At 66.6% G+C, this 22,369-nt stretch carries 24 protein-coding genes and 1 pseudogene; 12 read left to right on the top strand and 13 right to left on the bottom strand.

Annotation, left to right across the window (positions count from 1 at the left end):
* From QZ753_RS20375 to QZ753_RS20385, 3 genes and pseudogenes are all read left to right on the top strand, one after another.
* Positions 1 to 432, top strand: a pseudogene (locus QZ753_RS20375) (insulinase family protein); the annotation flags it as partial.
* Between the two features lie 14 nt (positions 433 to 446).
* Positions 447 to 1,055 (top strand): GNAT family protein, encoded by a 609-nt coding sequence (locus tag QZ753_RS20380; protein ID WP_294646418.1) that lies wholly within the window; start codon positions 447 to 449, stop codon positions 1,053 to 1,055.
* A 40-nt stretch (positions 1,056 to 1,095) separates the two neighbouring features.
* The gene (locus QZ753_RS20385) at positions 1,096 to 3,987 is read left to right on the top strand and encodes an EAL domain-containing protein (protein ID WP_294646419.1); all 2,892 of its coding nucleotides are present in this window, start codon (positions 1,096 to 1,098) and stop codon (positions 3,985 to 3,987) included.
* 19 nt (positions 3,988 to 4,006) lie between these two features.
* Here the strand turns inward: QZ753_RS20385 and QZ753_RS20390 are convergent, their stop codons facing one another.
* Positions 4,007 to 4,603 carry a YqgE/AlgH family protein gene (locus tag QZ753_RS20390; RefSeq protein WP_294646421.1) on the bottom strand — a complete coding sequence of 199 codons (597 nt, stop codon included), beginning with the start codon at positions 4,601 to 4,603 and terminating at the stop codon, positions 4,007 to 4,009.
* 30 nt (positions 4,604 to 4,633) lie between these two features.
* Here QZ753_RS20390 and QZ753_RS20395 point away from each other — a divergent pair, with 30 nt between their 5' ends.
* Positions 4,634 to 5,476 (top strand): protein-disulfide reductase DsbD domain-containing protein, encoded by an 843-nt coding sequence (locus tag QZ753_RS20395; RefSeq protein WP_294646423.1) that lies wholly within the window; start codon positions 4,634 to 4,636, stop codon positions 5,474 to 5,476.
* 43 nt (positions 5,477 to 5,519) lie between these two features.
* The gene (locus tag QZ753_RS20400; protein ID WP_294646425.1) at positions 5,520 to 6,005 is read left to right on the top strand and encodes a peroxiredoxin; all 486 of its coding nucleotides are present in this window, start codon (positions 5,520 to 5,522) and stop codon (positions 6,003 to 6,005) included.
* A gap of 3 nt (positions 6,006 to 6,008) precedes the next feature.
* Here the strand turns inward: QZ753_RS20400 and rnhA are convergent, their stop codons facing one another.
* The 10 genes from rnhA to coxB form a co-directional block, all read right to left on the bottom strand.
* Positions 6,009 to 6,476 carry a ribonuclease HI gene (gene rnhA / locus QZ753_RS20405; RefSeq protein WP_294646426.1) on the bottom strand — a complete coding sequence of 156 codons (468 nt, stop codon included), beginning with the start codon at positions 6,474 to 6,476 and terminating at the stop codon, positions 6,009 to 6,011.
* Positions 6,473 to 7,453 carry a homoserine kinase gene (locus tag QZ753_RS20410; RefSeq protein WP_294646428.1) on the bottom strand — a complete coding sequence of 327 codons (981 nt, stop codon included), beginning with the start codon at positions 7,451 to 7,453 and terminating at the stop codon, positions 6,473 to 6,475. Before QZ753_RS20410 ends, rnhA begins: the two co-directional genes overlap by 4 nt.
* A 1-nt stretch (position 7,454) precedes the next feature.
* Positions 7,455 to 8,486: a 4-hydroxy-3-methylbut-2-enyl diphosphate reductase gene (ispH, locus tag QZ753_RS20415; protein ID WP_294646430.1), complete on the bottom strand. Its 1,032-nt coding sequence runs from the start codon at positions 8,484 to 8,486 to the stop codon at positions 7,455 to 7,457.
* 48 nt (positions 8,487 to 8,534) lie between these two features.
* Complete coding sequence (locus tag QZ753_RS20420) at positions 8,535 to 9,326, bottom strand: SURF1 family protein (protein ID WP_294646432.1); 792 nt, start codon at positions 9,324 to 9,326, stop codon at positions 8,535 to 8,537.
* Between the two features lie 90 nt (positions 9,327 to 9,416).
* Entirely contained in the window at positions 9,417 to 10,292 is an 876-nt protein-coding gene (locus tag QZ753_RS20425; RefSeq protein ID WP_294646433.1) for a cytochrome c oxidase subunit 3, read from the bottom strand.
* A 111-nt stretch (positions 10,293 to 10,403) separates the two neighbouring features.
* Positions 10,404 to 11,012, bottom strand: a complete 609-nt coding sequence (locus QZ753_RS20430; RefSeq protein ID WP_294646434.1) for a cytochrome c oxidase assembly protein — start codon at positions 11,010 to 11,012, stop codon at positions 10,404 to 10,406.
* Positions 11,009 to 11,164 (bottom strand): protoheme IX farnesyltransferase, encoded by a 156-nt coding sequence (locus QZ753_RS20435; protein WP_294646435.1) that lies wholly within the window; start codon positions 11,162 to 11,164, stop codon positions 11,009 to 11,011. Before QZ753_RS20435 ends, QZ753_RS20430 begins: the two co-directional genes overlap by 4 nt.
* A complete protein-coding gene (locus QZ753_RS20440) occupies positions 11,154 to 12,104 on the bottom strand; it encodes a heme o synthase (protein WP_294646437.1) in 951 nt (316 codons plus the stop codon). Before QZ753_RS20440 ends, QZ753_RS20435 begins: the two co-directional genes overlap by 11 nt.
* A 114-nt stretch (positions 12,105 to 12,218) precedes the next feature.
* On the bottom strand, positions 12,219 to 13,817 hold the full coding sequence (gene ctaD / locus QZ753_RS20445) for a cytochrome c oxidase subunit I (RefSeq protein ID WP_055883876.1): 1,599 nt from the start codon (positions 13,815 to 13,817) through the stop codon (positions 12,219 to 12,221).
* A 23-nt stretch (positions 13,818 to 13,840) separates the two neighbouring features.
* A complete protein-coding gene (gene coxB / locus QZ753_RS20450) occupies positions 13,841 to 14,740 on the bottom strand; it encodes a cytochrome c oxidase subunit II (RefSeq protein ID WP_294646459.1) in 900 nt (299 codons plus the stop codon).
* A 361-nt stretch (positions 14,741 to 15,101) separates the two neighbouring features.
* On the opposite strand from coxB, the gene QZ753_RS20455 reads away from it, so the two are divergent.
* Positions 15,102 to 15,599: an invasion associated locus B family protein gene (locus tag QZ753_RS20455; protein ID WP_055883868.1), complete on the top strand. Its 498-nt coding sequence runs from the start codon at positions 15,102 to 15,104 to the stop codon at positions 15,597 to 15,599.
* Between the two features lie 69 nt (positions 15,600 to 15,668).
* Positions 15,669 to 17,084, top strand: coding sequence for a metallopeptidase TldD-related protein (locus QZ753_RS20460; protein ID WP_294646439.1), 1,416 nt, complete (start codon positions 15,669 to 15,671; stop codon positions 17,082 to 17,084).
* A gap of 16 nt (positions 17,085 to 17,100) precedes the next feature.
* Here QZ753_RS20460 and pdxH read toward each other — a convergent pair whose 3' ends face one another.
* Positions 17,101 to 17,718 carry a pyridoxamine 5'-phosphate oxidase gene (pdxH, locus tag QZ753_RS20465; protein ID WP_294646441.1) on the bottom strand — a complete coding sequence of 206 codons (618 nt, stop codon included), beginning with the start codon at positions 17,716 to 17,718 and terminating at the stop codon, positions 17,101 to 17,103.
* A 76-nt stretch (positions 17,719 to 17,794) separates the two neighbouring features.
* On the opposite strand from pdxH, the gene QZ753_RS20470 reads away from it, so the two are divergent.
* The 4 genes from QZ753_RS20470 (at position 17,795) to QZ753_RS20485 (ending at position 20,837) form a co-directional block, all read left to right on the top strand.
* Complete coding sequence (locus tag QZ753_RS20470) at positions 17,795 to 18,217, top strand: RT0821/Lpp0805 family surface protein (protein WP_294646443.1); 423 nt, start codon at positions 17,795 to 17,797, stop codon at positions 18,215 to 18,217.
* A gap of 135 nt (positions 18,218 to 18,352) precedes the next feature.
* On the top strand, positions 18,353 to 19,306 hold the full coding sequence (locus QZ753_RS20475; RefSeq protein WP_294646445.1) for a DnaJ C-terminal domain-containing protein: 954 nt from the start codon (positions 18,353 to 18,355) through the stop codon (positions 19,304 to 19,306).
* Between the two features lie 102 nt (positions 19,307 to 19,408).
* Positions 19,409 to 20,227: an enoyl-ACP reductase FabI gene (gene fabI, locus QZ753_RS20480; protein WP_294646447.1), complete on the top strand. Its 819-nt coding sequence runs from the start codon at positions 19,409 to 19,411 to the stop codon at positions 20,225 to 20,227.
* A gap of 16 nt (positions 20,228 to 20,243) precedes the next feature.
* Positions 20,244 to 20,837, top strand: a complete 594-nt coding sequence (locus QZ753_RS20485) for a histidine phosphatase family protein (protein ID WP_294646461.1) — start codon at positions 20,244 to 20,246, stop codon at positions 20,835 to 20,837.
* On the opposite strand, the gene QZ753_RS20490 is transcribed toward QZ753_RS20485, so the two are convergent.
* On the bottom strand, positions 20,834 to 21,058 hold the full coding sequence (locus QZ753_RS20490) for a DUF1344 domain-containing protein (RefSeq protein WP_294646448.1): 225 nt from the start codon (positions 21,056 to 21,058) through the stop codon (positions 20,834 to 20,836). The genes QZ753_RS20485 and QZ753_RS20490 overlap by 4 nt on opposite strands.
* Before the next feature lie 192 nt (positions 21,059 to 21,250).
* On the opposite strand from QZ753_RS20490, the gene aroC reads away from it, so the two are divergent.
* On the top strand, positions 21,251 to 22,342 hold the full coding sequence (aroC, locus tag QZ753_RS20495; RefSeq protein WP_294646449.1) for a chorismate synthase: 1,092 nt from the start codon (positions 21,251 to 21,253) through the stop codon (positions 22,340 to 22,342).
* Positions 22,343 to 22,369 lie beyond the last annotated feature (27 nt).

A 22,369-nucleotide genomic window follows, 5' to 3' on the forward strand; every position in this document is an offset into this window, starting at 1 on the left:
TTCTCCGACACCGGCATCTTCGGCGTCCATGCCGCGACCGGCGAAGAGGAAATGGCCGAGCTGGCGCCGGTGATCGTGTCGGAGCTGGTGCGTGCCACCGAGGGAATCACCGAGAAGGAAGTGAATCGCGCACGCGCGCAGATGCGCTCCAGCCTCCTGATGAGCCAGGAAAGCCCCGCCTCCCGCGCCGGGCAGATCGCGCGTCAACTGATGTTCAAGGGCGCGGTTCTCGAAAATGCCGAACTCCTCGAGCGACTGGCCGCGATCGATGCGCCGCGCCTGACGGACCTTGCGGCCCGCACGTTCCTCGGCACGACGCCGACGCTCGCCGCGATCGGTCCGATCTCCCGCCTTCCCGATATCGGCGAGATCGCCAAGGGCGTCGCCGTCAATTCCGCGTCGCTGCCGGCCCGCAATCTCGTCTCGATCTAGGCGAACGCTCGGCCATGGCCTTCTTCGACTGGGTTCAGCCGGCGGCTCAGCCTGTGCTGGCGGGGCCGGACGTCCTCCTGCGCCTGCCGCGCGGCACGGACTACGAGGCATGGCGGGACCTGCGCGAGCACAGCCGTGGCTTCCTGACGCCATGGGAGCCGAGCTGGACCGCGGACGAGCTCGACCGCAGTTCCTACCGGTTGCGCCTGCGCCGCTATCGACTGGATGCGCGTCAGCGAACCAGCTACACCTACTTCGTGTTCGACCGCGAGGGAGCCGTGCTGATGGGGGGCCTCACGCTCGGGCGCATTCAACGCGGCGTCGCCCAGACCGGAACGCTGGGTTACTGGATGGGCCAACCGTTCGCCGGCCGTGGTGTCATGTCCCAGGCGGTCGAGGCGGTGATGGAGTTCGCCTTCGACGTCCTGCGCCTCCATCGGCTGGAAGCCGCCTGCCTTCCCCGGAATGCCGCCTCCATCCGGCTTCTCGAAAAATCCGGCTTCCACCGCGAGGGGCACCTGCGCCAGTATCTCAAAATCGCCGGTGTCTGGGAGGATCACCTGCTCTACTCGATTCTGTCCGACGATCGGGCGCTGGGCCGCGCCATGCCGTCGGCATCCTGACGACCCCTCGCTTTTGCGAACAAAGGCCCACACGCCCTCGATGCCGCGAACCTTCCGCCTCGCCCGCCACGTCCTGTGCTTTCTGACGCTGCTGATCGCGTGTCTGGCGGCGGGGCCGGGTCATGCCCTGTCTCCCGTGTCGATCGGCCGCGAGGACATTGCGATCGATCTAGAGCCGGCGGTCGAGATCTTCCGCGATCGCGGCCGCAACTTCCAGGTCTCGACCGTGCCTGGCGCGGACGGCATCGTGCGTCGCATCGAGGTGGAATCGACCGCCGCCAATCCCTCGGGCGACTGGGCCGTGTTCGCTCTGTCCAACAACACGGACGAGCAGATCGACCGGATCGTCGTCGCACCCCATTTCCGCCTCGCCAGCTCCGGCTTCCTCTGGCCCGACCTCGGCTCGCAGCGCATCGCCGCGATCACGCCGTCCGAGGGGTTCGCGCTCGACCGTCAGGAAAGCCCCGAGGCCGACGTCTTCCTGGTGACGCTCGATCCGGGCGCCATCATCACCTTCGTGGCCGAACTGTCGTCCGACCGGCTGCCCGAGATTCGGCTGTGGGAGCCGAACGCCTACAAGGACACGGTGAACGCCTTCACCCTGTATCGCGGCATCGTGCTCGGCATCGCGGGCCTCCTCGCCGTGTTCCTGACCATCCTTTTCGTGGTCAAGGGATCGCCGATGTTCCCTGCGACCGCGGCGCTCGCCTGGGCGGTGCTGGCCTATATCTGCATCGACTTCGATTTCTGGCAGAAGCTGGTGCCCATCGTACCGGGTCAGGAGCGGATATGGCGCGCCGGCACCGAGGTCGCCCTCGCCTTCACGCTCGTCGTCTTCCTCTACGCCTACCTCAACCTCAACCGCTGGCACGGCATCCTGTCGGCCTTCACCGCGCTCTGGCTGGTCGGGCTCGGGGCGCTCGGCGTGCTCGCGGCCTTCGATCCGCCGATGGCGGCCGGCATCGCGCGCATGTCGATGACGGCGACGGCCGGCTTCGGGCTATTGCTGATCCTCTACCTCTCGGCAATGCGCTACGACCGCGCGATCATGCTGATCCCGACATGGCTCCTGATCGTCGTCTGGATCGCGGCGGGATGGCTGACGGTCACGGGCCGAATCGACAACGACATCATCCAGCCGGCGCTCGGCGGCGGTCTCGTGCTCATCGTCCTCCTGATCGGCTTCACCGTGATGCAGCACGCCTTCGCGGGCGGCTCGTTCGCCGGCGGCCTCCTGTCCGACATGGAGCGGCGATCGCTGGCGCTGGCGGGTACCGGCGACGCGATCTGGGACTGGGACGTCGCGCGCGATCGCATCTTCGCCGGCTGCGACACCGAAGGGCTCGACGGCATGCCCGTCGCGGCGATGAACGGCCCGGCGCGCGACTGGCTGCCGATCCTTCACCCCGACGACCGCGACCGCTTCAAGATCACGCTGGACACGATCCTCGAGCACCGGCGCGGCCGGATCGCGCAGGACTTCCGGGTGCGCGACGACAACGGGCACTACCACTGGATGAGCCTGCAGGCCCGTCCCGTGCTCGGCAGCAACGGCGAGGTTGTGCGCTGTGTCGGCACGCTGAAGGACGTGACGGAGCGCAAGAAGGCCGAGGAGCGCCTCCTCCACGACGCGCTGCACGACCAGCTCACGGGCCTGCCCAACCGCGAACTCTTCATTGACCGGCTCGACTCGATCTCCTGTCTCGCAGCGACGCGCCCCGACGTCCGACCGACCCTCTTCATGGTCGACATCGACCGGTTCAAGCAGGTCAACGACGAGTTCGGCATCGCCACCGGCGACACGATCCTCCTCACCGTCGGCCGCCGCCTGAAACGCGTCCTCAAGCCGCAGGACTCGCTGGCGCGGCTGTCGAGCGACCAGTTCGGCGTCATCCTGATGTCGGAAAGCGACGTCGCGGCGGTCGGCGCATTCGCCGAAACGCTGCGGGATGCCGTGCGCGCGCCGATCACCTTCGCCAATCAGGACATCATCCTGACCGCCTCGATCGGCCTGACCGGCTGGACCGAGGGCGCCGGTGCCGACGAGGTTCTACGCGAGGCGGAACTTGCGATGTATCAGGCGAAGCGCCTCGGGGGCGACCGCATCGAACCCTTCCGCTCGGCCTACAAGACTCACAGTTCCGGCCGGGTCGAACTGGAATCCGACCTGCGTCGCGCCTTCGGCCGCAACGAGCTCTCGCTGGCCTTCCAACCCATCATCAAGCTGTCGACCGGCGAGATCGCCGGCTTCGAGGCGCTGATGCGCTGGAACCATGCCAAACGCGGCTTCGTCTCGCCGACGGAGTTCATTCCGCTGGCCGAGAGCACGGGCCTCATCGTGCAGCTCGGCCAGTTCGCGCTCGACGAGGCGGCGCGCCGGCTGGCCGACTGGCAGCGGCTGCCGGGTCAGTCCAAGCTCTTCTGCTCGGTCAACATCTCGAGCCGCCAGCTCATCCGCCAGGACCTCCTCAACGACGTCCGTCAGATTTTGAAGCGATATCACCTCGCGCCCGAGACGCTGAAGCTGGAGCTGACCGAGTCGCTGGTCATGGACAATCCCGAGCGCTCCGCCAAACTCCTGGAGCGGTTGAAGGAGATGGGCGTCGGCCTGTCGCTGGACGACTTCGGGACCGGCTATTCGTCGCTGTCGTACCTCATGCGGTTCCCGTTCGACACGCTGAAGATCGACCAGTCGTTCCTGCGCGGCGAGCAGGTGCCGCAGCGCTCGATCCTCGTGCACTCCATCGTCACCATGGCGCACGAACTGGGGCTGGCCGTCGTCGCCGAGGGCGTCGACAACGACACCGACGCCGCGCAACTGCGCAAGCTGAACTGCGAGTACGCGCAGAGCTTCATGTACGGTCAACCGCTATCGGCCGAAGAGGCGCGGCGCCGGCTGCAGGAGCGCGGGAGCCGGCGCGGGTCGGCCTGACCCCGCGCGCTGCGGAACGTCAGGCGTGGCCGGCTTCGGCCGCGAGGAACGCGGGGTCCACGCCGAGGATCGCCAGCGCCCGCGAATACTTGGCTTCGAGTTCGTTGGCGAAGACGATGTCGAGGTCGGCGGCGCAGGTCAGCCAGCCGTTCGCCGCGATCTCCGACTCGAGCTGCCCGGCGCTCCAGCCGGCATAGCCGAGCACCATGATCGCGCTCGACGGACCCTCGCCCCGCGAGATCGCCTTCAGGATGTCGAGCGTCGGCGTCAGGGAAATGCCGTCGTCGACCTCCACGGTCGATTCCGAATCGTAGTCGTCCGAATGAAGAACGAAGCCCCGCCCCTGCTCGACCGGCCCGCCGTTGCAGACCGACACCTCCCGCCCCTTCCGGGGCAACCGTATGTCGTCGGCGCTTTCGACGATCTCGAGCTGGGTCAGAAGCGTGGGAAAGCTCAGGGGCTGCGCCTTATTGATGATGAACCCCATCGCCCCGTTCGGCGAATGCGCGCAGACGTAGACCACGCTCCGGGCGAAGCGTTCGTCGTGCATGCCCGGCATCGCAATCAGGAAATGGCCCTCCAGGGAAGGCGTCTCGTCGGTCGATCGGCTACGCATGTTTTCCAGGTCCATGGGAGGAAGATAGACATGTCCCGGCGGTTTTGCACCAGCGTCCCATTCGAAGGTCCCGGCCGTCTTGCGATCGTGGTGACCGGCGCGCTTCTCGGTGCATCACTCATGTTTGGACCGGCCAATGCCGCTGATCGCGACCGGTATCGTCAGGAGGGCGTCACCCTCCGTCTCGTCGCGCTTCCGCCCGAGGCGGACGGGACGATCCGCGGGGCCCTATCCATCGAGCTCGAGCCCGGCTGGAAGACCTACTGGATCGCGCCGGGTCCGGTCGGCCTCGCCCCGCAACTCGACACGTCGGGGAGCACCGACGTCCGGAAGGTGCGGTTCGCCTATCCGGTACCCAGCCGGTTCCGCGAAGGAGAGGCCGAGAGCATCGGCTACCTTCAGACCGTCGAACTGCCCATCACGGCCGAGGCCTCCGGTCCACGGCCGCTCCTGCGACTGCGGGCATTCCTCGGCGTCTGCCGCGAACTCTGCGTTCCCGTTCAGGCCGAGTTGATGGCAGATCCGAACCCCGGCCTGTCCGACAGAGCCATGGTGATGCGGGCCGGAGCGGTGGTGCCGGATGAAGCGGGTCCGCTGCGGGCGTCCGGCGCGCGCTGGAATGCGGACGGCAGCGCCCTCCTCGTCGATCTCGCCTCGCCGATCGAGGGGCCGCCGCCGGAGGGCTTCGTCTCCGCCGGTGACGGCTGGTCGTTCGGCGCGCCCTCCCCGGCGGAAGGCGGCCCGGCCGAAACGCTCGTCTTCCCCGCTCTTTCGCGCCCGACCGGCGGCGCGCATCCGGTTTCGGCCGACATCCTGTTGACGCAGAACGAGCGTGCCCAACTATCTCGCGCTGTGCCGATCGCGCCGCGGTGAGTCGCCGCGCGCCTTATCGGTCGACCACGGAGAGTAAATCCGAATGACCATTTCCATCGGCGATCGCCTCCCGGACGCTTCGTTCCGTGTTCCCGGCGAGGACGGTCCGACCACGACGACGACGGCGGACATCTTCGCCGGCAAGCGCGTCGTGTTGTTCGCAGTTCCCGGCGCCTTCACGCCGACCTGCACGATGAATCACCTTCCGGGCTTCCTGGAGCATAACGACGCGCTGCGCGCCAAGGGCGTGGATACGATCGCCGTCACGGCGGTCAACGACGTGCACGTGATGAAGGCTTGGAAGAAGGCCACGGAGGCCGGCGACCGTATCCTCTTCCTGTCGGACGGGAACGGCGAATTCGCGAGGGCTGTCGGTCTTGATGCGGATCTTTCGGCCGGCGGCCTCGGCTTGCGCTCCAAGCGCTACGCCATGCTCGTCGAAGACGGCGTCGTGCGGCAGCTGAACATCGAACCGGGGCCGGGTCAGGCCGACACATCGTCGGCCGAGACCCTTCTGGCGCAAATCTGACCGTCAGCCCGCGGCCGACCGCCGAGCCTTCTTGAAGGGCTCCATGCCGGCGCGCGCTAGCGCGTCGGCCCGCTCGTTCTCGGCGTGGCCCGCGTGACCCCGAACCCAGTGGAACGTCACCTCGTGAAGCTCGCGCTCGGCATCGAGGCGCTGCCAGAGCTCGGCGTTCTTCACCGGCTTTTTGTCGGCCGTGCGCCAGCCGTTGCGCTTCCAGCCATGAATCCACTTGGTGATACCGTCGCGCAGATACTGCGAGTCGGAATGAAGGTGCACCGAGCAAGGGCGCTTCAGCGCACCGAGCCCCTCGATCGCGGCGAGAAGCTCCATCCTATTGTTGGTGGTGAGTTGCTCACCGCCGGACAACTCCTTCTCGGTGTCGCCGAAACGGAGAATGGCGCCCCAGCCGCCCGGCCCGGGATTGCCCGAGCAGGCGCCGTCCGTGAAGATGTCGACGCGCGACGTTTCGCTCATGCGACCGCTCCCGCACGGCGGAATCCGTAGTCCGCCACCGACGATACGCCGCGATGGAACCGGTTCTTGCGCAGATACTCGCGCGGATCCTTCTTGGTCACGAAGGACGTGTCGGGGATGTGGATCCAGTCGTAGAGGCGCGTCAGCAGGAAGCGGAGGGCCGCCCCGCGAGCCAGCAGCGGAAGGGCATCGAGCTCTTCGTCCGAGAGAGGACGCACGGCGTTGTAGCCCTCGATCATCGCCCGCCCCTTCGTCACGTTGAAGGCGCCGTCGACCTCAAAGCACCACGCGCAGAGGCAGATGGCGAGATCGTAGGCGAGGATGTCGTTGCAGGCGAAATAGAAGTCGATCAGCCCGGACAGCTCCCCGGACAGGAAGAAGACGTTGTCCGGAAAGAGATCGGCATGGATCACGCCGCGCGGCAGGTCCGACGGCCACCGCGCTTCGAGATCGGCAAGCTCCGTCGCGATCTCCTCGCGCAATCCATCGACGACCCGGTCGGCGGCTTCGCCGCACCCTTCGAACAACGGACGCCAGCCGGCGACCGACAGCGCGTTCGGCCGGCGAAGTTCGAAATCCGCGGACTTCGCATGCAGATCAGCCAGCGCGCGCCCGACGTCGCAGCAATGGTCAGTGGTCGGCCGCCGCGTCCACATGCCCTCCAGAAACGTGAAGAGGGCCGCCGGTCGACCTGCGAGTTCGCCGAGCGTCCCCCCGTCGCGCGGCTCGACCGGCAGCGGGCAGGACAGGCCGCGCGCAGCGAGGTGCTGGAGAAGCCTGATGAAGAACGGCAAATCGTTGCGATCGACGCGCTTCTCGTAGAGCGTCAGGATGTAGGTTCCGCCCTCGGTCCGCACGAGGAAATTGGAATTCTCCACCCCTTCCGCGATGCCCTTGTAGCTGAGGAGGCGGCCCACGTCGTAGCGCGACAGGAAGGCGGCCAGATCGCCCTCGGCGACTTCGGTATAGACGGCCATGTCAGACCTGCCGCACGTTGGGGAGCGGGCGGTCGCCGTTGACGAAGGCCATGTCGGCCGCCGTCAGGGGAACGTCGCGCAGCGAGCGCATGACGGGAAAGTTCTCGTCCTCGACGGCGGTCTGCACCAGCTCGATCCGAACCGCGAAGCGCTCGCGAAGGGCGGCGATGATCTCGTCCGTCAGCACCTCGGGCGCCGAAGCACCGGCCGACATGCCGATGACGGAGCCAGGGGCGATCGCTTCCAGAGGCACGTCCTGCTTGCCCTGGACCAGCAGCGCGCGTTTCGCCTTGGCGCGTTCGGCCACCTCGACCAGGCGGCGCGAGTTCGAGGAGTTCGGCGCGCCGACGATCAGGAACAGGTCGGTCCCCTCGGCGGACGCCTTGACCGCGTCTTGGCGATTCGTCGTGGCGTAGCAGATCGATTCCGATGAGGGCGCCTGCATCTCGGGGAATTTGCGCTGCAGCGCCTCGATGATGCCGGCGGTATCCTCTACCGACAAAGTCGTTTGCGTGACGAAACCGAGCGCGGCCGGGTCGGCGGGAGCGAAGGCAGCGACATCCTCTTCGGTCTCGATCAGCGTCACCGCGCCTTCGGGAAGCTGGCCCATCGTGCCGACGACCTCGGGATGACCGCGGTGACCGATCAACAGAACCTGCCGCCCGAGCCGCATGTGGCGCATGGCCTGCTTGTGAACCTTCGAGACGAGCGGACAGGTGGCATCGAGATAGAGAAGCTCTCGGCGCTCGGCCTCGGCCGGCACGGATTTCGGCACGCCGTGAGCGGAGAAGACGACCGGCTGACCGTCGTCGGGGATCGCGTCGAGTTCCTTGACGAAGACGGCACCCATCTGCCGCAGCCCATCGACGACATACTTGTTGTGCACAATCTCATGCCGAACGTAGACCGGCGCGCCGTAGCGCTTCAGCGCAAGGACGACGATCTGGATCGCGCGATCGACACCGGCGCAGAAGCCCCGCGGCTCGCACAGGCGGATCGTGAGAGGCGGCTTGTCCTCGATCGCAGTCAACATCGTCTCCGGGTCTGTTCGGCGCGAATGAAGGGATCGGGCCCCATCCTGTCAACCCTTGGGCGCCACCCGGCTACGACGCCGCAGGTGCATCAGGAACATGCCGAGGATGACCGCCAGCGCCGCCGCGAGGCTGAACCAAGTGATCGCGTATTCCAGATGGCTGTTCGGGATCTCGATCACCGTCGTCCCGCCGATCGGGGCATCCGGCGAGACCTGGCCGGGTCCGGCATCGACCAGGAACGGCAGCAGCCGGCTTCCGGGGGGAAGCGAGAGCCCCTCCGCCATGTCCGGCACGCTGCGCCAAAAGAAAGCGTTCTTGACCGGGTCGTTATCCGGCACGAACATGTTAGGCTTCTCGGTCGGCGCCGTCCGGGCTAGCCCCGTGATCGCGGTCTCGCCGAGAGCGTTGCCCGATGCGCGTGTCGCGGGCTCCTTCCGTTCGTAGGGCACGAAACCGCGGTTGACGAAGACCACGGTCTTGTCGGCTAGCAGCATCGGGGTCAGCACATGCCAGCCCGCCGCCCCTTCGCGGGTCGCGAGAAAATAGCGCTCCCCGTCGTGCAGGAAACGTCCCTTCGCCTCGACCGGCACGAAGTCGATGTCCTCGCCGCCGGCCGCTCGCCTGGCGACGTCGGCGACATCGACCGGCGCCGCATGGATGCGGGCGTCGATGGTCGCGATCAGGCCTTCCTTCCAATGGAGGCGCTCGACCTGCCAGGCACCGAGCGCCACGAGGACGCCAAGCGCGGCAAGGCCGACGACGAGGATCGCGATGATGCGCGCGCGTGTCAGCGGCCGACTTTCGTGCGTGTCGCTTCCTGCGGCTTCCGTCATGCCCATGGCCGGACCGTCCATTTCGAAAGGCTGTCGTCTCAACGAAAAAAGCGGCCGGGTGACGGCCGCTTCTGATGATTGCTAGGTGTCGGCCGATCAGCCGTGGATCTCGGCGCCCCAACCGCCCCAGACGTAGACGGCGAAAAAGAGGAATAGCCAGACCACGTCGACGAAGTGCCAGTACCAGGCAGCTGCCTCGAAACCGAAATGCTTGGCAGGGGTGAAATGACCGCGAATGGCGCGGAGCAGGCAGACGGCGAGGAAGATCACGCCCACGAAGACGTGGAAGCCGTGGAAGCCCGTCGCCATGAAGAACGTCGCACCGTAGATCGAGCCCGAAAAGGCGAACGGGGCGTGGGCGTACTCGTAAAACTGCACGTAGGAGAAGATCGCGCCGAGACCGACCGTCAGCGCAAGGCCCGTGATCAACGACTTGCGGTCGTTCTCCAGCATCGCATGGTGCGCCCAGGTCGCGGTCGTGCCCGACAGAAGCAGCGTGATCGTGTTGAACAGCGGCAGGTGCAGCGGATCGATCACCTCGATCCCGACCGGCGGCCACTGACCGCCCAGCGCCTGGACCCGGGCCGCCTGCACGGCCTCATGCGGAAAGAGGCTGGCGTCGAAGAAGGCCCAGAACCAGGCGACGAAGAACATCACCTCGGAGGCGATGAACATGATCATGCCGTAGCGCAGGTGCATCGACACGACCGGGGTGTGGAAGCCCTCGTGGCTCTCCTTGATGGCGTCGGACCACCAGGCGAACATCGTGTAAAGGACGATCGCAAGGCCGAACGCGAAGATCCAGGGCGTCGCGAGGTTCATCCCGAACACGTTGAACGGAGTGGCTGCGACCCAGCGGAACAGTCCCACGGCGCCGAACAGCATGAAGAAGGCGCCGACGGAGGCGACGAACGGCCAGGGGCTGGGCTCGATGACGTGGTAGTCGTGGTGCTTGATATGCGTGTCAGCCATGGTCCGTCCCGCTTGTCCCGCATGGTCCCGCCCATGGGCGGCCGATGCGACTGGATGTCGAAGTCCTGTTGTCGCCGGCCCCGTCGTCCCCCGACGACGACGCCGCGAAGTCTAAAGACCCTGAGCCGCTCCCTCGCTCTTCGCCGAGGCGACCGGTGTCTTGGGGTCGGCCACCGGGAAGAACGTGTAGGACAGGGTGATGGTCGGAACGTCCCGAAGGTCCGGATCGTCCTGGATCGCCGGATCGACGAAGAAGACGACCGGCATGTCTACCTCCTCGCCCGGCTTCAGCGTCTGCTCGGTAAAGCAGAAGCACTGGATCTTGTTGAAGTAGATGCCGGCCGTCAGCGGCGTCACGTTGAAGGTCGCCTTCGCGGTGACCGCCTTGTCCGAATTGTTGCGCACGCGGTAAGCGGTCTGCCGCGTCTCACCAAGGTTGAGCGTGATCTGACGCTCCACCGGCTGGAACGACCACGGCACATGGCCGGACGCATTCGCGTCGAAGCGCACGGTGACGGGACGCTCGATCACTGTGTCGGACGCCGTTTCCGCACGCTGCGTGGTGCCGCCGTAGCCGGTGACCTGGCAGAACAGCTTATACAGCGGGACGGACGCGTAGGCCGCTCCCACCATGCCGAAGACGAAGAGACCGCAGCCGAGCGCGATCGTGCGGGCGTGGCGCGCGGCCTCGGCAGGCGTGCGTCGGGGTCTGCTGTTCATCCGAGCCCTCCTCCGATGCGAAACAGGCTGACGACGTAGAAGAGCACGACCAGTACCGCGAGCACCACACCGATCGCAACGGATCGCCGACGACGCGCCCGCTGCTCGGCCGGGGTCAGTTGCACGAGTTCGTCCCTCGGCTCAGGCGACATGCAGCGCCCACCCGTGAACGAGGATGCCCTCAACAAGAAGCCACGCGAAGAGGGCGAAGAGATAGACGATCGAGAAGGCGAACAGCTTCTTCGCCGGCACCATCGCGACGTCGCCGTCTTCCATGCGCAGGACCTTGTAGGCGAGGCGCAGGAAGTTCAGCCCGAGCACCGCCGCAACGACCCCATAGGCCAAGCTGGCGAAGCCCATGACGGCGGGGACCACGCCGATCGGCGCGAGGATCAGCGAGTATGCGAAGATATGGCGGCGGGTCGAGCGCTCGCCTGCGACGTTCGGCAGCATGGGAATGCCGGCCGCGCCGTAATCCTTCATCTTGAAGAGGGCGAGCGCCCAGAAGTGCGGCGGCGTCCAGAGGAAGATGATGAGGAAGAGGACGAACCCTTCCCACGAGACCCCACCGCTCACGGCCGCCCAGGCGACCATCGGCGGGAACGAGCCGGCCGCGCCGCCGATCACGATGTTCTGGGCCGTCGAGCGCTTCAGCCACATCGTGTAGACCACGGCATAGAACGCGATGGTGAAGGCAAGAAAGCCGGCCGCGAACCAGTTCGCCGCAAGGCCGAGCAGCATCACCGAGAAGATCGACAGCGCGAGGCCGAAGGACAGGGCGTTCTCGGGCGCGAGACGACCCGATGGGATCGGGCGCTTGGCCGTGCGCGTCATGATGCGGTCGATGTCTCGATCGTACCACATGTTGAGGGCACCGGATGCCCCAGCGCCGAGCGCGATGGCGAGAAGCGAGACGAAGGCAAGAACGGGATTCATCGCGCCCGGCGCAGCTAGAAGGCCGGTCGCGGCCGTCAGCACCACGAGGGACATGACGCGCGGCTTCAGAAGGGCGAAGTAGTCGCCCGGCTCCGCCAGGCTGATACCGGGGCGGGCTTCGCTGACGGCGGGATAATCGATGGCGCTCAACGTCATGCCTCTTGCAGTCCGCCCGGTCCGCGCGGCGTCCCGAAGAGGGGCGCGGCGCCGGGCCGGGCGTTCAGACGGGTGATCCCGGCCGGAGCCGGGATCGATCTTCGAAGCCGCCGCTCAGCGGATGCGCGGGAGCTCTTCCCACTGGTGGAACGGCGGGGGCGACGAGAGGTGCCATTCCAGAGTGGTGGCACCGACGCCCCAGGGGTTGGCCCCGGCTAGACGCTTACGGGCGAAGGCCTCGTAGACGATGTAGAGGAACAGGATCACCGACAGGCCCGAGATGTAGGAACCCATGGAGGAGACGAAGTTCCAGCCGGCAAACGCGTCCGGGTAGTCGGCGTAGCGGCGCGGCATGCCGGCGGCACCCAGGAAGTGCTGCGGGAAGAACACGAGGTTCACGCCCACGAACATGACCCAGAAATGCACCTTGCCGAGCGTCTCGTTGTACATGTAGCCGCTCATCTTCGGGAACCAGTAGTACCAGCCCGCGAAGATCGCGAAGACGGCGCCGAGCGACAGCACGTAGTGGAAGTGCGCGACGACGTAGTAGGTGTCGTGAAGAACGCGGTCCATGCCGGCGTTGGCAAGCTTGACACCCGTCACGCCGCCGACCGTGAACAGGAAGATGAAGCCGATCGACCAGAGCATCGGCGTCGTGAAGCGGAGCGAGCCGCCCCACATCGTGGCGATCCACGAGAAGATCTTGATGCCGGTCGGCACCGCGATGACCATCGTTGCGAACACGAAGTAGCGCTGCGTGTTAAGCGAGATGCCCGACGTGTACATGTGGTGCGCCCACACCACGAAGCCGACGACGCCGATGGCGACCATGGCGTAGGCCATGCCGAGGTAGCCGAAGACCGGCTTCTTCGAGAAGGTCGAGATGATGTGCGACACGATGCCGAAGGCCGGCAGGATCATGATGTAGACTTCGGGGTGACCGAAGAACCAGAAGAGGTGCTGGTAGAGGATCGGGTCACCGCCGCCCTCCGGCGCGAAGAACGTCGTGCCGAAGTTGCGGTCGGTCAGCACCATGGTGATGGCGCCGGCGAGCACGGGCAACGACAGGAGCAGCAGGAAGGCGGTGACGAGCTGCGACCAGGCGAAGAGCGGCATCTTGTGCAGCGTCATGCCGGGCGCGCGCATGTTCAGGATCGTCGTGATCATGTTGATCGCGCCGAGGATCGACGAGGCACCCGAGAGGTGCAGCGCGAAGATCGCGAGATCGACGGCCGGGCCCGGATGGCCGGCGGTCGACAGCGGCGGGTAGAGCGTCCAGCCCGTGCCGGCACCGTTCGCGCCCGGCGCACCCTCGACGAACATCGAGAGGATGAGGAGAAGCAGCGAAGGCGGCAGAAGCCAGAAGGCGATGTTGTTGACGCGCGGGAACGCCGTGTCCGGCGCGCCGATCATGATCGGCACGAAGTAGTTGCCGAAGCCGCCGATGAGGGCAGGCATGACCATGAAGAACACCATCACCAGACCATGGGCCGTGGTGAAGACGTTGAAGATCTGCGGGTTGCCGAAGATCTGGAGACCCGGCTCCTGCAGTTCGGCGCGGATCGCGACCGAAAGGCTGCCGCCGATCAGACCCGCGACGATCGCGAAGATCAGGTAGAGGATGCCGATGTCTTTGTGGTTGGTTGAATTGACCCAGCGCACCCACCCGGTCGGGTGGTGGGGATGGGCGTCGTGCGAAGCTGCATGAGCCATGGAGACGTTCCCTGGAGGAGGGTTCAGCGCTGCGCCACGACCGAGTTCGCGGAGGCGATCTCGGCGGTCAGCTGAGCGTTGGCGTTTTCGAGGTTCTCGCGGGCGGCCGCGAGCCAGGTGGCGAACTGCTCCTGGCTGACCACGCGCACGCCGATCGGCATGTTGTAGTGGTCACGGCCGCAGAGCTCCGAGCACTGCCCGTAGAAGATGCCCTCGCGGTTCGCTTCGAACCAGTATTCGTTGATGCGGCCCGGAACGGCATCCACCTTCACGCCGAGCGACGGCATGGCGAAGGAGTGGATGACGTCGCCACCCGTCGTCAGGAGACGGACGACCGTGTTGACAGGCACGACCATCTCGTTGTCGACGGCGAGAAGACGCGGGTAGGTGCCGCGGTCTTCCTTGCCGGCCGCGGCGCGCGCGTCGTCCGGGATCGGATAGGACAGGTAGGAGACCGGCTCGGCCGCCGGCTGGGCGGGATTGGCGGGCGTTCCGGCAGCTGCGGAGCTCGCCGCGGCGACGGTCTGCGCCGGCTGGTATTCGTAGCCCCAGTACCACTGGTAGCCCGTCGCCTTCACCGTCAGCTCCGGCTCGCGCGGCGGATTATACTGCGCCGTCAGAAGCTGGAAGGAGGGGATGGCGAGGCACAGGAGGATCAACACGGGCGCGAGCGTCCAGATGACCTCGATCACCGTGTTGTGGCTGGTGCGCGAGGGAATCGGATTGCGCTTCTCGCTATAGCGGATCGCGACCCAGGCGAGGAGCGCCGCCACGAGAATGACGACCGGCACCAGGAACCACAGCGTATAGGCGCTGAACCAGTGGATCTGCGCCTCGATCGGCGACAGCGCTTCCTGGAGATTCATCTGCCAGGGATGCGGCTGACCCGGGTGCGGCGCGCTGTCCTGCGCGAACGCCGCCATGGTCGAGCCGGCCAGCGCGGCGGCGGCTAGGGCTGGTCTCTTCACGAATGCTCTCCCTCGTGGCAGGCTTTACGTCCCACGGTCTGCGCTCTCATCGCGGATCGGATCGGGGCTCTGAGGCCGCAAAACTCGAATGCCGCTAATGTGCAGGTGCCTCCTGCGCTTCAACCATGAAACCGCCCATTTCGCAACAAGCGGCCGACACGAGTCCTTGCGACAAAGTGCGAATGTTGCAGCCCGTCCGCGCCGGCCGCGAGCGTTGCGCGAACCTGTCGGGGCAGGCTCGACGGCACGCAGGCGCGCGGCTAATTTCGCGCGCGAAAACCGAGCCTTGTCGCCGCCCGGTGCCAGGAAGGACACAATGAAGCTAGCACTCGCCACGGCCCTGGCCGCCCTCCCCTTCCTCTTGGCCGCCCCGGCACAGGCGCAAACCGGTACGGTCAAGTCGCAGCATGGGGCCTGGGCGGTGGTCTGCGACCAGCCGGCCGGCGCGGCGGGCGAGCAATGCGCCCTGCTTCAGAACGTCGTGGCCGAGGACCGGCCCGAGGTCGGCCTGTCGGTGCTCGCGTTAAAGACGGCGGACGGCAAGGCGCGGATCCTGCGCGTGCTGGCGCCGCTTGGTATTCTCCTGCCGAACGGGTTGGGACTTTATGTCGACGGTAAGGACATCGGCCGCGCGCAGTTCGTGCGCTGCTTCGAGGACGGCTGCTATGCCGAGGTGATCCTTGAGGATACGCTGCGCGACACGCTGTCGACCGGCAAGTCCGCGACGTTCATCGTCTTCCAGACGCCCGAAGAGGGAATCGGCATCCCCGTCGACCTCGCCGGCTTCCGCGAAGGCTTCGACGCGCTCCCGTAAGCGCCGGGTGACAAGGCGCCGCCGCCTGCCTATCTGTGCCGGGCACAACGTAGGCCAGCGGAGCGTAAGATGGCTTCTTCCCTGATCGACCTCTTCGACCTGTCGCGCGCGGAGGTCGAGGGCGTCGTAGCACAGACGCTTCACGGTGCCGACGACGGCGAACTCTTCATGGAGTATCGCGAGCAGGAATCGCTTCTGTTCGACAACGGACGCTTGAAGGCGGGAGATTTCTCCACCGAGCAGGGCTTCGGGCTCCGCTGCGTCGCCGGCGAAGCGATCGGCTACGCCCATTCCGGCGACCTGTCGGCGGTTGCCCTGCGCCGCGCCGCGGCGTCCGTCGGCGCCGTCCGGTCCGGCCATTCCGGCGTCGCCGCCGAAGGGCCGGCGGGCACGAACCGACGGCTTTATGGCGGCGAGAACCCGATTCCCGAACCGACATTCGCCGAAAAGGTGAAGCTTCTCGGCGAGATCGACGCCTATCTTCGAAATGCGGATGAAGCCGTGCAGCAGGTGAGCGTTTCGCTCGCCTCGCAGTGGCAGGTGGTCGAGATCCTGCGCGCGGACGGTCGTCTCGTGCGCGACGTGAGGCCGCTGGTTCGCCTCAACGTCTCGGTCGTCGCCGGCCGCGGCGAGCGCCAGGAGACCGGATCGGGCGGCGCCGGCGGCCGTCACGACTTCCTTCGTCTGATGGAAGGCGGCAGCTGGCGCTCGCTCGCCGACGAGGCCCTGCGCCAGGCGCGACTCAATCTCGAAGCCCTCCCCGCCCCGGCCGGAACCTTCGATACGGTGCTGGCCTCCGGCTGGCCGGGTGTGATGCTGCACGAGGCCGTCGGGCACGGACTCGAAGGCGACTACAACCGAAAGAAGACCTCCGCCTTCTCAGGCCTCCTCGGCCAGCAGGTCGCCGCACGCGGCGTCACGGTGGTCGACGACGGCACGATCTCGGAGCGACGCGGCTCGCTCTCGGTCGACGACGAGGGAACACCGACGAACCGCACCGTGCTCATCGAGGACGGCAAGCTCGTCAATTACATGCAGGACCGCCAAAACGCGCGCCTGATGGGCATGCAGCCCACCGGCAACGGGCGGCGACAGTCCTTCGCCCATGCTCCGATGCCGCGCATGACCAACACGATGATGCTGGACGGGCCGCATACGCCGGAGGAAATCCTCGCCTCGGTGAAGGACGGCGTCTACGCGGTGTCCTTCAACGGCGGGCAGGTCGACATCACGTCAGGCAAGTTCGTCTTCAACTGCACCGAAGCCTACCGGATCCGGGACGGGAAGGTCTGCGAACCGTTGAAGGGCGTGATGCTGATCGGCAACGGGCCGGACGCGATGCACCGGGTTTCGATGGTCGGCAACGACGCCGCCCTCGACCTCGGCATCGGCAACTGCGGCAAGGCGGGACAGTGGGTGCCGGTCGGCGTCGGCCAGCCCCACCTGCGGATGGATCAGATGACGGTGGGCGGCACGGAAGCGTAACGCCCCGCCCGCGTCGTTAGGGATAAAGCCGCTCGATCGCCCATTCACGATCGCCTGCCGCCTTCACGAAGCGGAAGCGATCGTGGAGGCGGAATTCGCCGTCCTGCCAGAACTCGATCTCGACCGGCATGATGCGGAAGCCCGACCAGTGCGGCGGACGGGGAACGGCGTTTCCGTATTTCGCCTCGACCTCGGCGACCTGTCCCTGCAGCACTTCGCGACTGGCGAGCGGGCGGCTTTGCTGCGACGCCCACGCGCCGACCTGGCTACCATGGGGGCGGCCCCCGAAATAGGCGTCGGCTTCCGCCTTGGTCACCACCTCGACCGGCCCGCGGGCGCGGAACTGCCGCCGCCGGCTCTTCCAGTGCATGCAGAGCGCGGCCTTGCGCGCGCCGAGGATCTGCTCCCCTTTCCGGCTCTCGAAATTGGTGTAGAACACGAGTCCGCGCTCGTCGAACGCCTTGAGGAGAACCATCCGAACATCCGGCAGTCCGTCCGCGTCGACGCTGGCCAGAGCCATCGCCGTCGGATCGTTGATCTCCGTCTCCTCCGCATCGCGAAGCCAGACCTTCAGAGCCTCGTAAGGGTCCAGAGGCAGTCCGCCTTCACCGAACATTAAGGTCGAATTGCTCATTCTTGAATCCAATTGTTCGAATGATGATCCACCGGTTCCTACGTCAGACGTAGCCGGTGGCAAAGGCCAAGTTTCGATGATGGAAGGAACGCGACTCGTTCTCCTCTGCCTCATTGCCGCAGGCCTGTCCGGCTGCACCGTGATCAGCGGCAAGGGTTTGGAGGAAGCGGCGGTCGACAAGTCGCTGACGACCGCCTCGATCCCGCCGATCGACCCCGCCGTCGCGGCGGAAACGCTGTCCGACAGCCGGACGGTGCGCAATGCCGTATCGGCCGCCAACATCGCGACCGTGGATGCGGCTCCGCTCGCCTGGCAGAACGCGGACACCGGCGCAAGCGGCACGATCACCGCCATCAAGGAGACGCGCGCGGGCGACGCGGTCTGCCGGCAGTTCACGACGTCGCGCCAGCGCTTCGACGGTGTCGCGCTCTATGCCGGCGAGGCCTGCACCACGGGTCAGGGGGAATGGACCCTCACGCGGTTCTCGGAGGACCGGTAGCAGTTCCCCCGGTATACGAAGCCCTTCAATTTCGGGCGACGGCTCGCCATATACTGCGCCATCGCCCAAACGCTGGGCGATTCCCGATGATGCCCACGGGAGACTCATCCAAGCCGATCAGGAACCCCACCCCGCATGCGCGACCCCTATACCGTTCTCGGCGTGGCCCGCTCCGCCAGCGAGGCGGAGATCAAGTCCGCCTTCCGCAAGCTTGCCAAGAAGTATCACCCGGACGCCAATGGCGACGACGCGGGCGCCAGCGCTCGCTTCAACGAGGCCAATCAGGCGTACGAAATCCTCGGCGACAAGGAAAAGCGCGGACAGTTCGATCGCGGTGAGATCGACGGGGACGGGAAGCCAAAATTTCAGGGCTTCTCCGGCTTCGGCGGCGGAGGCAGCGGCGGCGGTGCCAGTCCGTTCGGTTCCGGAACGACGAGCGGCGGTTCGTTCGATTTTCGCAACGGGGCGGACTTTGCGGGCGCCGACAGCATCTTCGGCGACTTCTTCGAGCAGACCTTCGGCGGCAAGCGCAATGCGCGCTCGGGCTTCAATGCCGCACGCAACACGCCCGCGAAAGGCGAGGACATCAACGCGACGCTGAAGGTGCGTCTCGAGGACGTCGTTTCCGACGCGAAGGTCGAGGCGATCTTTCCGAACGGCAAGCGCCTCGCGATACGCCTGCCGGAGGGCGTCGAGGATGGCCAGGTCATCCGCTTGCGCGGACAAGGCCAGCCCGCCGTCTTCAACGGCGGTCCAGCCGGCGACGCGCTGGTGACGATCTCCTTCGCCGACCATCCCCGCTTTTCCGTTTCGGGCCGCGACCTTCTCCTGGAACAGGATGTCGATCTCGAGACCGCGGTGCTCGGCGGGCGCGTGACCATCGAGACGCTGGACGGACGGGTGGCGACGAAGATCCAGCCCTGGACGACGTCGGGTCGCACCTTGCGCCTGCGCGGCAAGGGTCTGACGCGCAAGGACGGTGGGCGCGGCGACATCCTTGTGACCCTGTCGATCGCCCTCCCCGCCGAACCGATGCCGGAACTTGTCGCGCTGTTCGAGAAGCGGCGGGACGGACAGGGCGACGCCTAAGCGCAGCCGACCAACTGTTCCCACCGCTTGCTGGCCGCGGGTGGCTATGCCATACCGCCGCCCCAACGGGAAAATGCAAAACGAAACGAAGGAGTTCAGGCCATGGTAGATTCGTTGGGCCTGATGAAGGGAAAGCGCGGCGTCATTCTGGGCGTCGCCAACAACCGCTCCATCGCCTTCGGAATCGCCAAGGCCCTGGCCGCCCAGGGCGCCGAGATCGCCTTCACGTATCAGGGTGACGCGCTGCGCAAGCGCGTCGAGCCGCTGGCCGCCGAACTCGGCGCGTTCGTCTGCGGCCACTGCGACGTGGGTGATCCGGCCACGATCGACGCCTGCTTCAAGGCGCTCGAAGAGAAGTGGGGCAAGCTCGACTTCCTCGTCCACGCGATCGGCTTCTCCGACAAGGACGAGCTGACCGGCCGCTACGTCGACACGACGGAAGCGAACTTCACCAAGACCATGAACATCTCGGTCTATTCCTTCACGGCGGTCGCGCAGCGGGCCGAGAAGCTGATGACCGACGGCGGGTCGATGCTGACCCTCACCTACTACGGCGCCGAAAAGGTGATGCCGAACTACAACGTCATGGGTGTCGCCAAGGCCGCGCTCGAGGCGAGCGTAAAATATCTGGCGGTCGACCTCGGCCCGAAGAACATTCGCGTCAATGCGATCTCGGCCGGCCCGATCAAGACGCTTGCCGCGTCCGGCATCGGCGACTTCCGCTACATCCTCAAGTGGAACGAGTACAACGCGCCGCTCCGCCGCACGGTGACGATCGAGGAGGTCGGCGACGTCGGCCTCTACCTCCTGTCCGACCTGTCGCGCTCGGTCACCGGCGAAGTGCATCATGCCGACTCCGGCTACCACGTCGTCGGCATGAAGGCGGTCGACGCGCCCGACATTTCCGTCATCAAGGACTGACGGGCTCCATCCAGTGATCAGTCTTCCCTTGATCTACCTCTGCCGTCACGGGCAGACGGACTGGAACGCGGCTGCGCGCCTGCAGGGCCAAAGCGACATTCCGCTCAACCGGACCGGCGAGGCGCAGGCGCGGCGGAACGGACGATATCTCACCAACGTCCTCGGCGCAGAGGGTCATTCGTTCGCCTTCGTCTCCAGCCCGATGCTGCGGGCCGCGGCGACGATGCGCTCGATTCGCCGCGAGATGGGTCTCGATCCCGAGGGTTTCCGCACCGACGAGCGCCTGAAGGAGATCCACTTCGGCGACTGGCAGGGATATACCGTCGCCGAGCTGGCGAGCCGGTTTCCCGCCGAGTCCGCCCGGCGCGACGCCGACAAGTGGCATTTTCAGCCGCCGGGCGCAGGTGCCGAGACCTATCAGAGCCTCGCCGAGCGGGCGGCGCCGGTGTTTCAAGAACTCGACCGGCCGACCATCGTCGTGGCCCACGGCGGAATCACCCGCGCCTTCCTGAATGTCTTCGCCGGGATGTCCGCGCAGGAGGCTTCGCACGCCGACATTCCGCAGGACCGAATCCTTCGGGCGGAAGGTGGCCGGATCGCCTGGGTCTAGGCCGCGGCCTCGTAGACCACGACGACCTGCATGCCCGGCCGGACAGCCGAGTAGTCGAACGTTTCGGGAAGCTGGTAGGTCGCGCCGTCCGAGAGCTTGAGCGACGCGTCGTCGCGGTCGATCCGCTCGATCGTTCCGTCCACTTCGCGCGCCGCCGCCGGATAGCTGGCGGAAACGCTCAGGAAGGAACAGGCGAAGAAGGCGACGACCCGTCTCGTCATCCGGTGGCTCCGGCTGGGAGCGGGGGCAGCATTCCACACCCGCTCGATTCTGACCGGAGCGAGGTTCGACGACGATTATGGTTTTTTCGGGCGCCCTGCGACTTGCCGCGCCGACGAATTCGCTGCATCAACCCCGCCCAGACGGCCGCCGCGCTGAGCCGCGCGTGCGCCAACGGGATCGGCAGACCACTCATGTCGCATAACAGCTTCGGCCACCTCTTCCGCGTGACGACCTGGGGCGAAAGCCATGGCGCCGCGATCGGCTGCGTCGTGGACGGAACGCCGCCGGGCCTGCGCTTCTCCGAAGCACAGATCCAGCGCTATCTCGACGAGCGCCGCCCCGGCCAGTCGCGCTACACGACGCAGCGACAGGAGCCCGATCAGGTGCGCGTGCTTTCCGGGGTCATGCCCGGCGAAGCGGACGGCGAACTCGTGTCGACCGGCACGCCGATCGCCCTTCACATCGACAACGTCGACCAGCGCTCGAAGGACTATTCCGAGATCGCGCGGCGGTATCGCCCGGGTCACGCCGACATCACCTACGACATGAAGTACGGCGTTCGCGACTATCGCGGCGGCGGACGTTCGTCGGCCCGCGAGACGGCGACGCGTGTCGCGGCCGGCGCGATCGCCCGCCTCGTCGTGCCCGGCCTCGTCGTGCGCGGCGCGCTCGTCCAGATCGGCGATGTCGCCATCGATCGTTCGCGCTTCGACTGGGACGAGACGCGGCGCAACCCGTTCTTCTGCCCCGACGCGCAGACGGCCGAGCGCTGGGCCGAGCTTCTCGACGGCGTGCGCAAGCGCGGCTCCTCGATCGGCGCCGTGGTGGAGGTCGTCGCCGAAGGCGTGCCGCCCGGCCTCGGTGCCCCCCTTTACGGCAAGCTCGACGCCGACATCGCCGCGGGCCTCATGTCGATCAACGCCGTCAAGGGCGTCGAGATCGGCGACGGCTTCGCCTCGGCCGCGCTCTCCGGCGAGGACAATGCCGACGAAATCCGCATGGGCAACGACGGACGGCCGCAGTTCCTGTCGAACCACGCCGGCGGCATTCTCGGGGGCATCGCGACGGGCCAGCCTATCGTCGCGCGGTTCGCGGTGAAGCCGACGTCCTCGATCCTGACACCGCGCCGTTCGGTGGATGCCGAGGGGCAGGAGGTCGATGTGATGACGAAGGGCCGGCACGACCCATGCGTCGGCATTCGCGCGGTGCCGATCGGCGAAGCCATGGTGGCCTGCGCTATCGCGGATCACTATCTGAGGCACCGGGCGCAGACCGGCCGATGAGACCGGCCCGGAGCGCTCGGATAGCTA

Source organism: uncultured Aureimonas sp. (genome assembly GCF_913775355.1).
GTDB lineage: Bacteria > Pseudomonadota > Alphaproteobacteria > Rhizobiales > Rhizobiaceae > Aureimonas.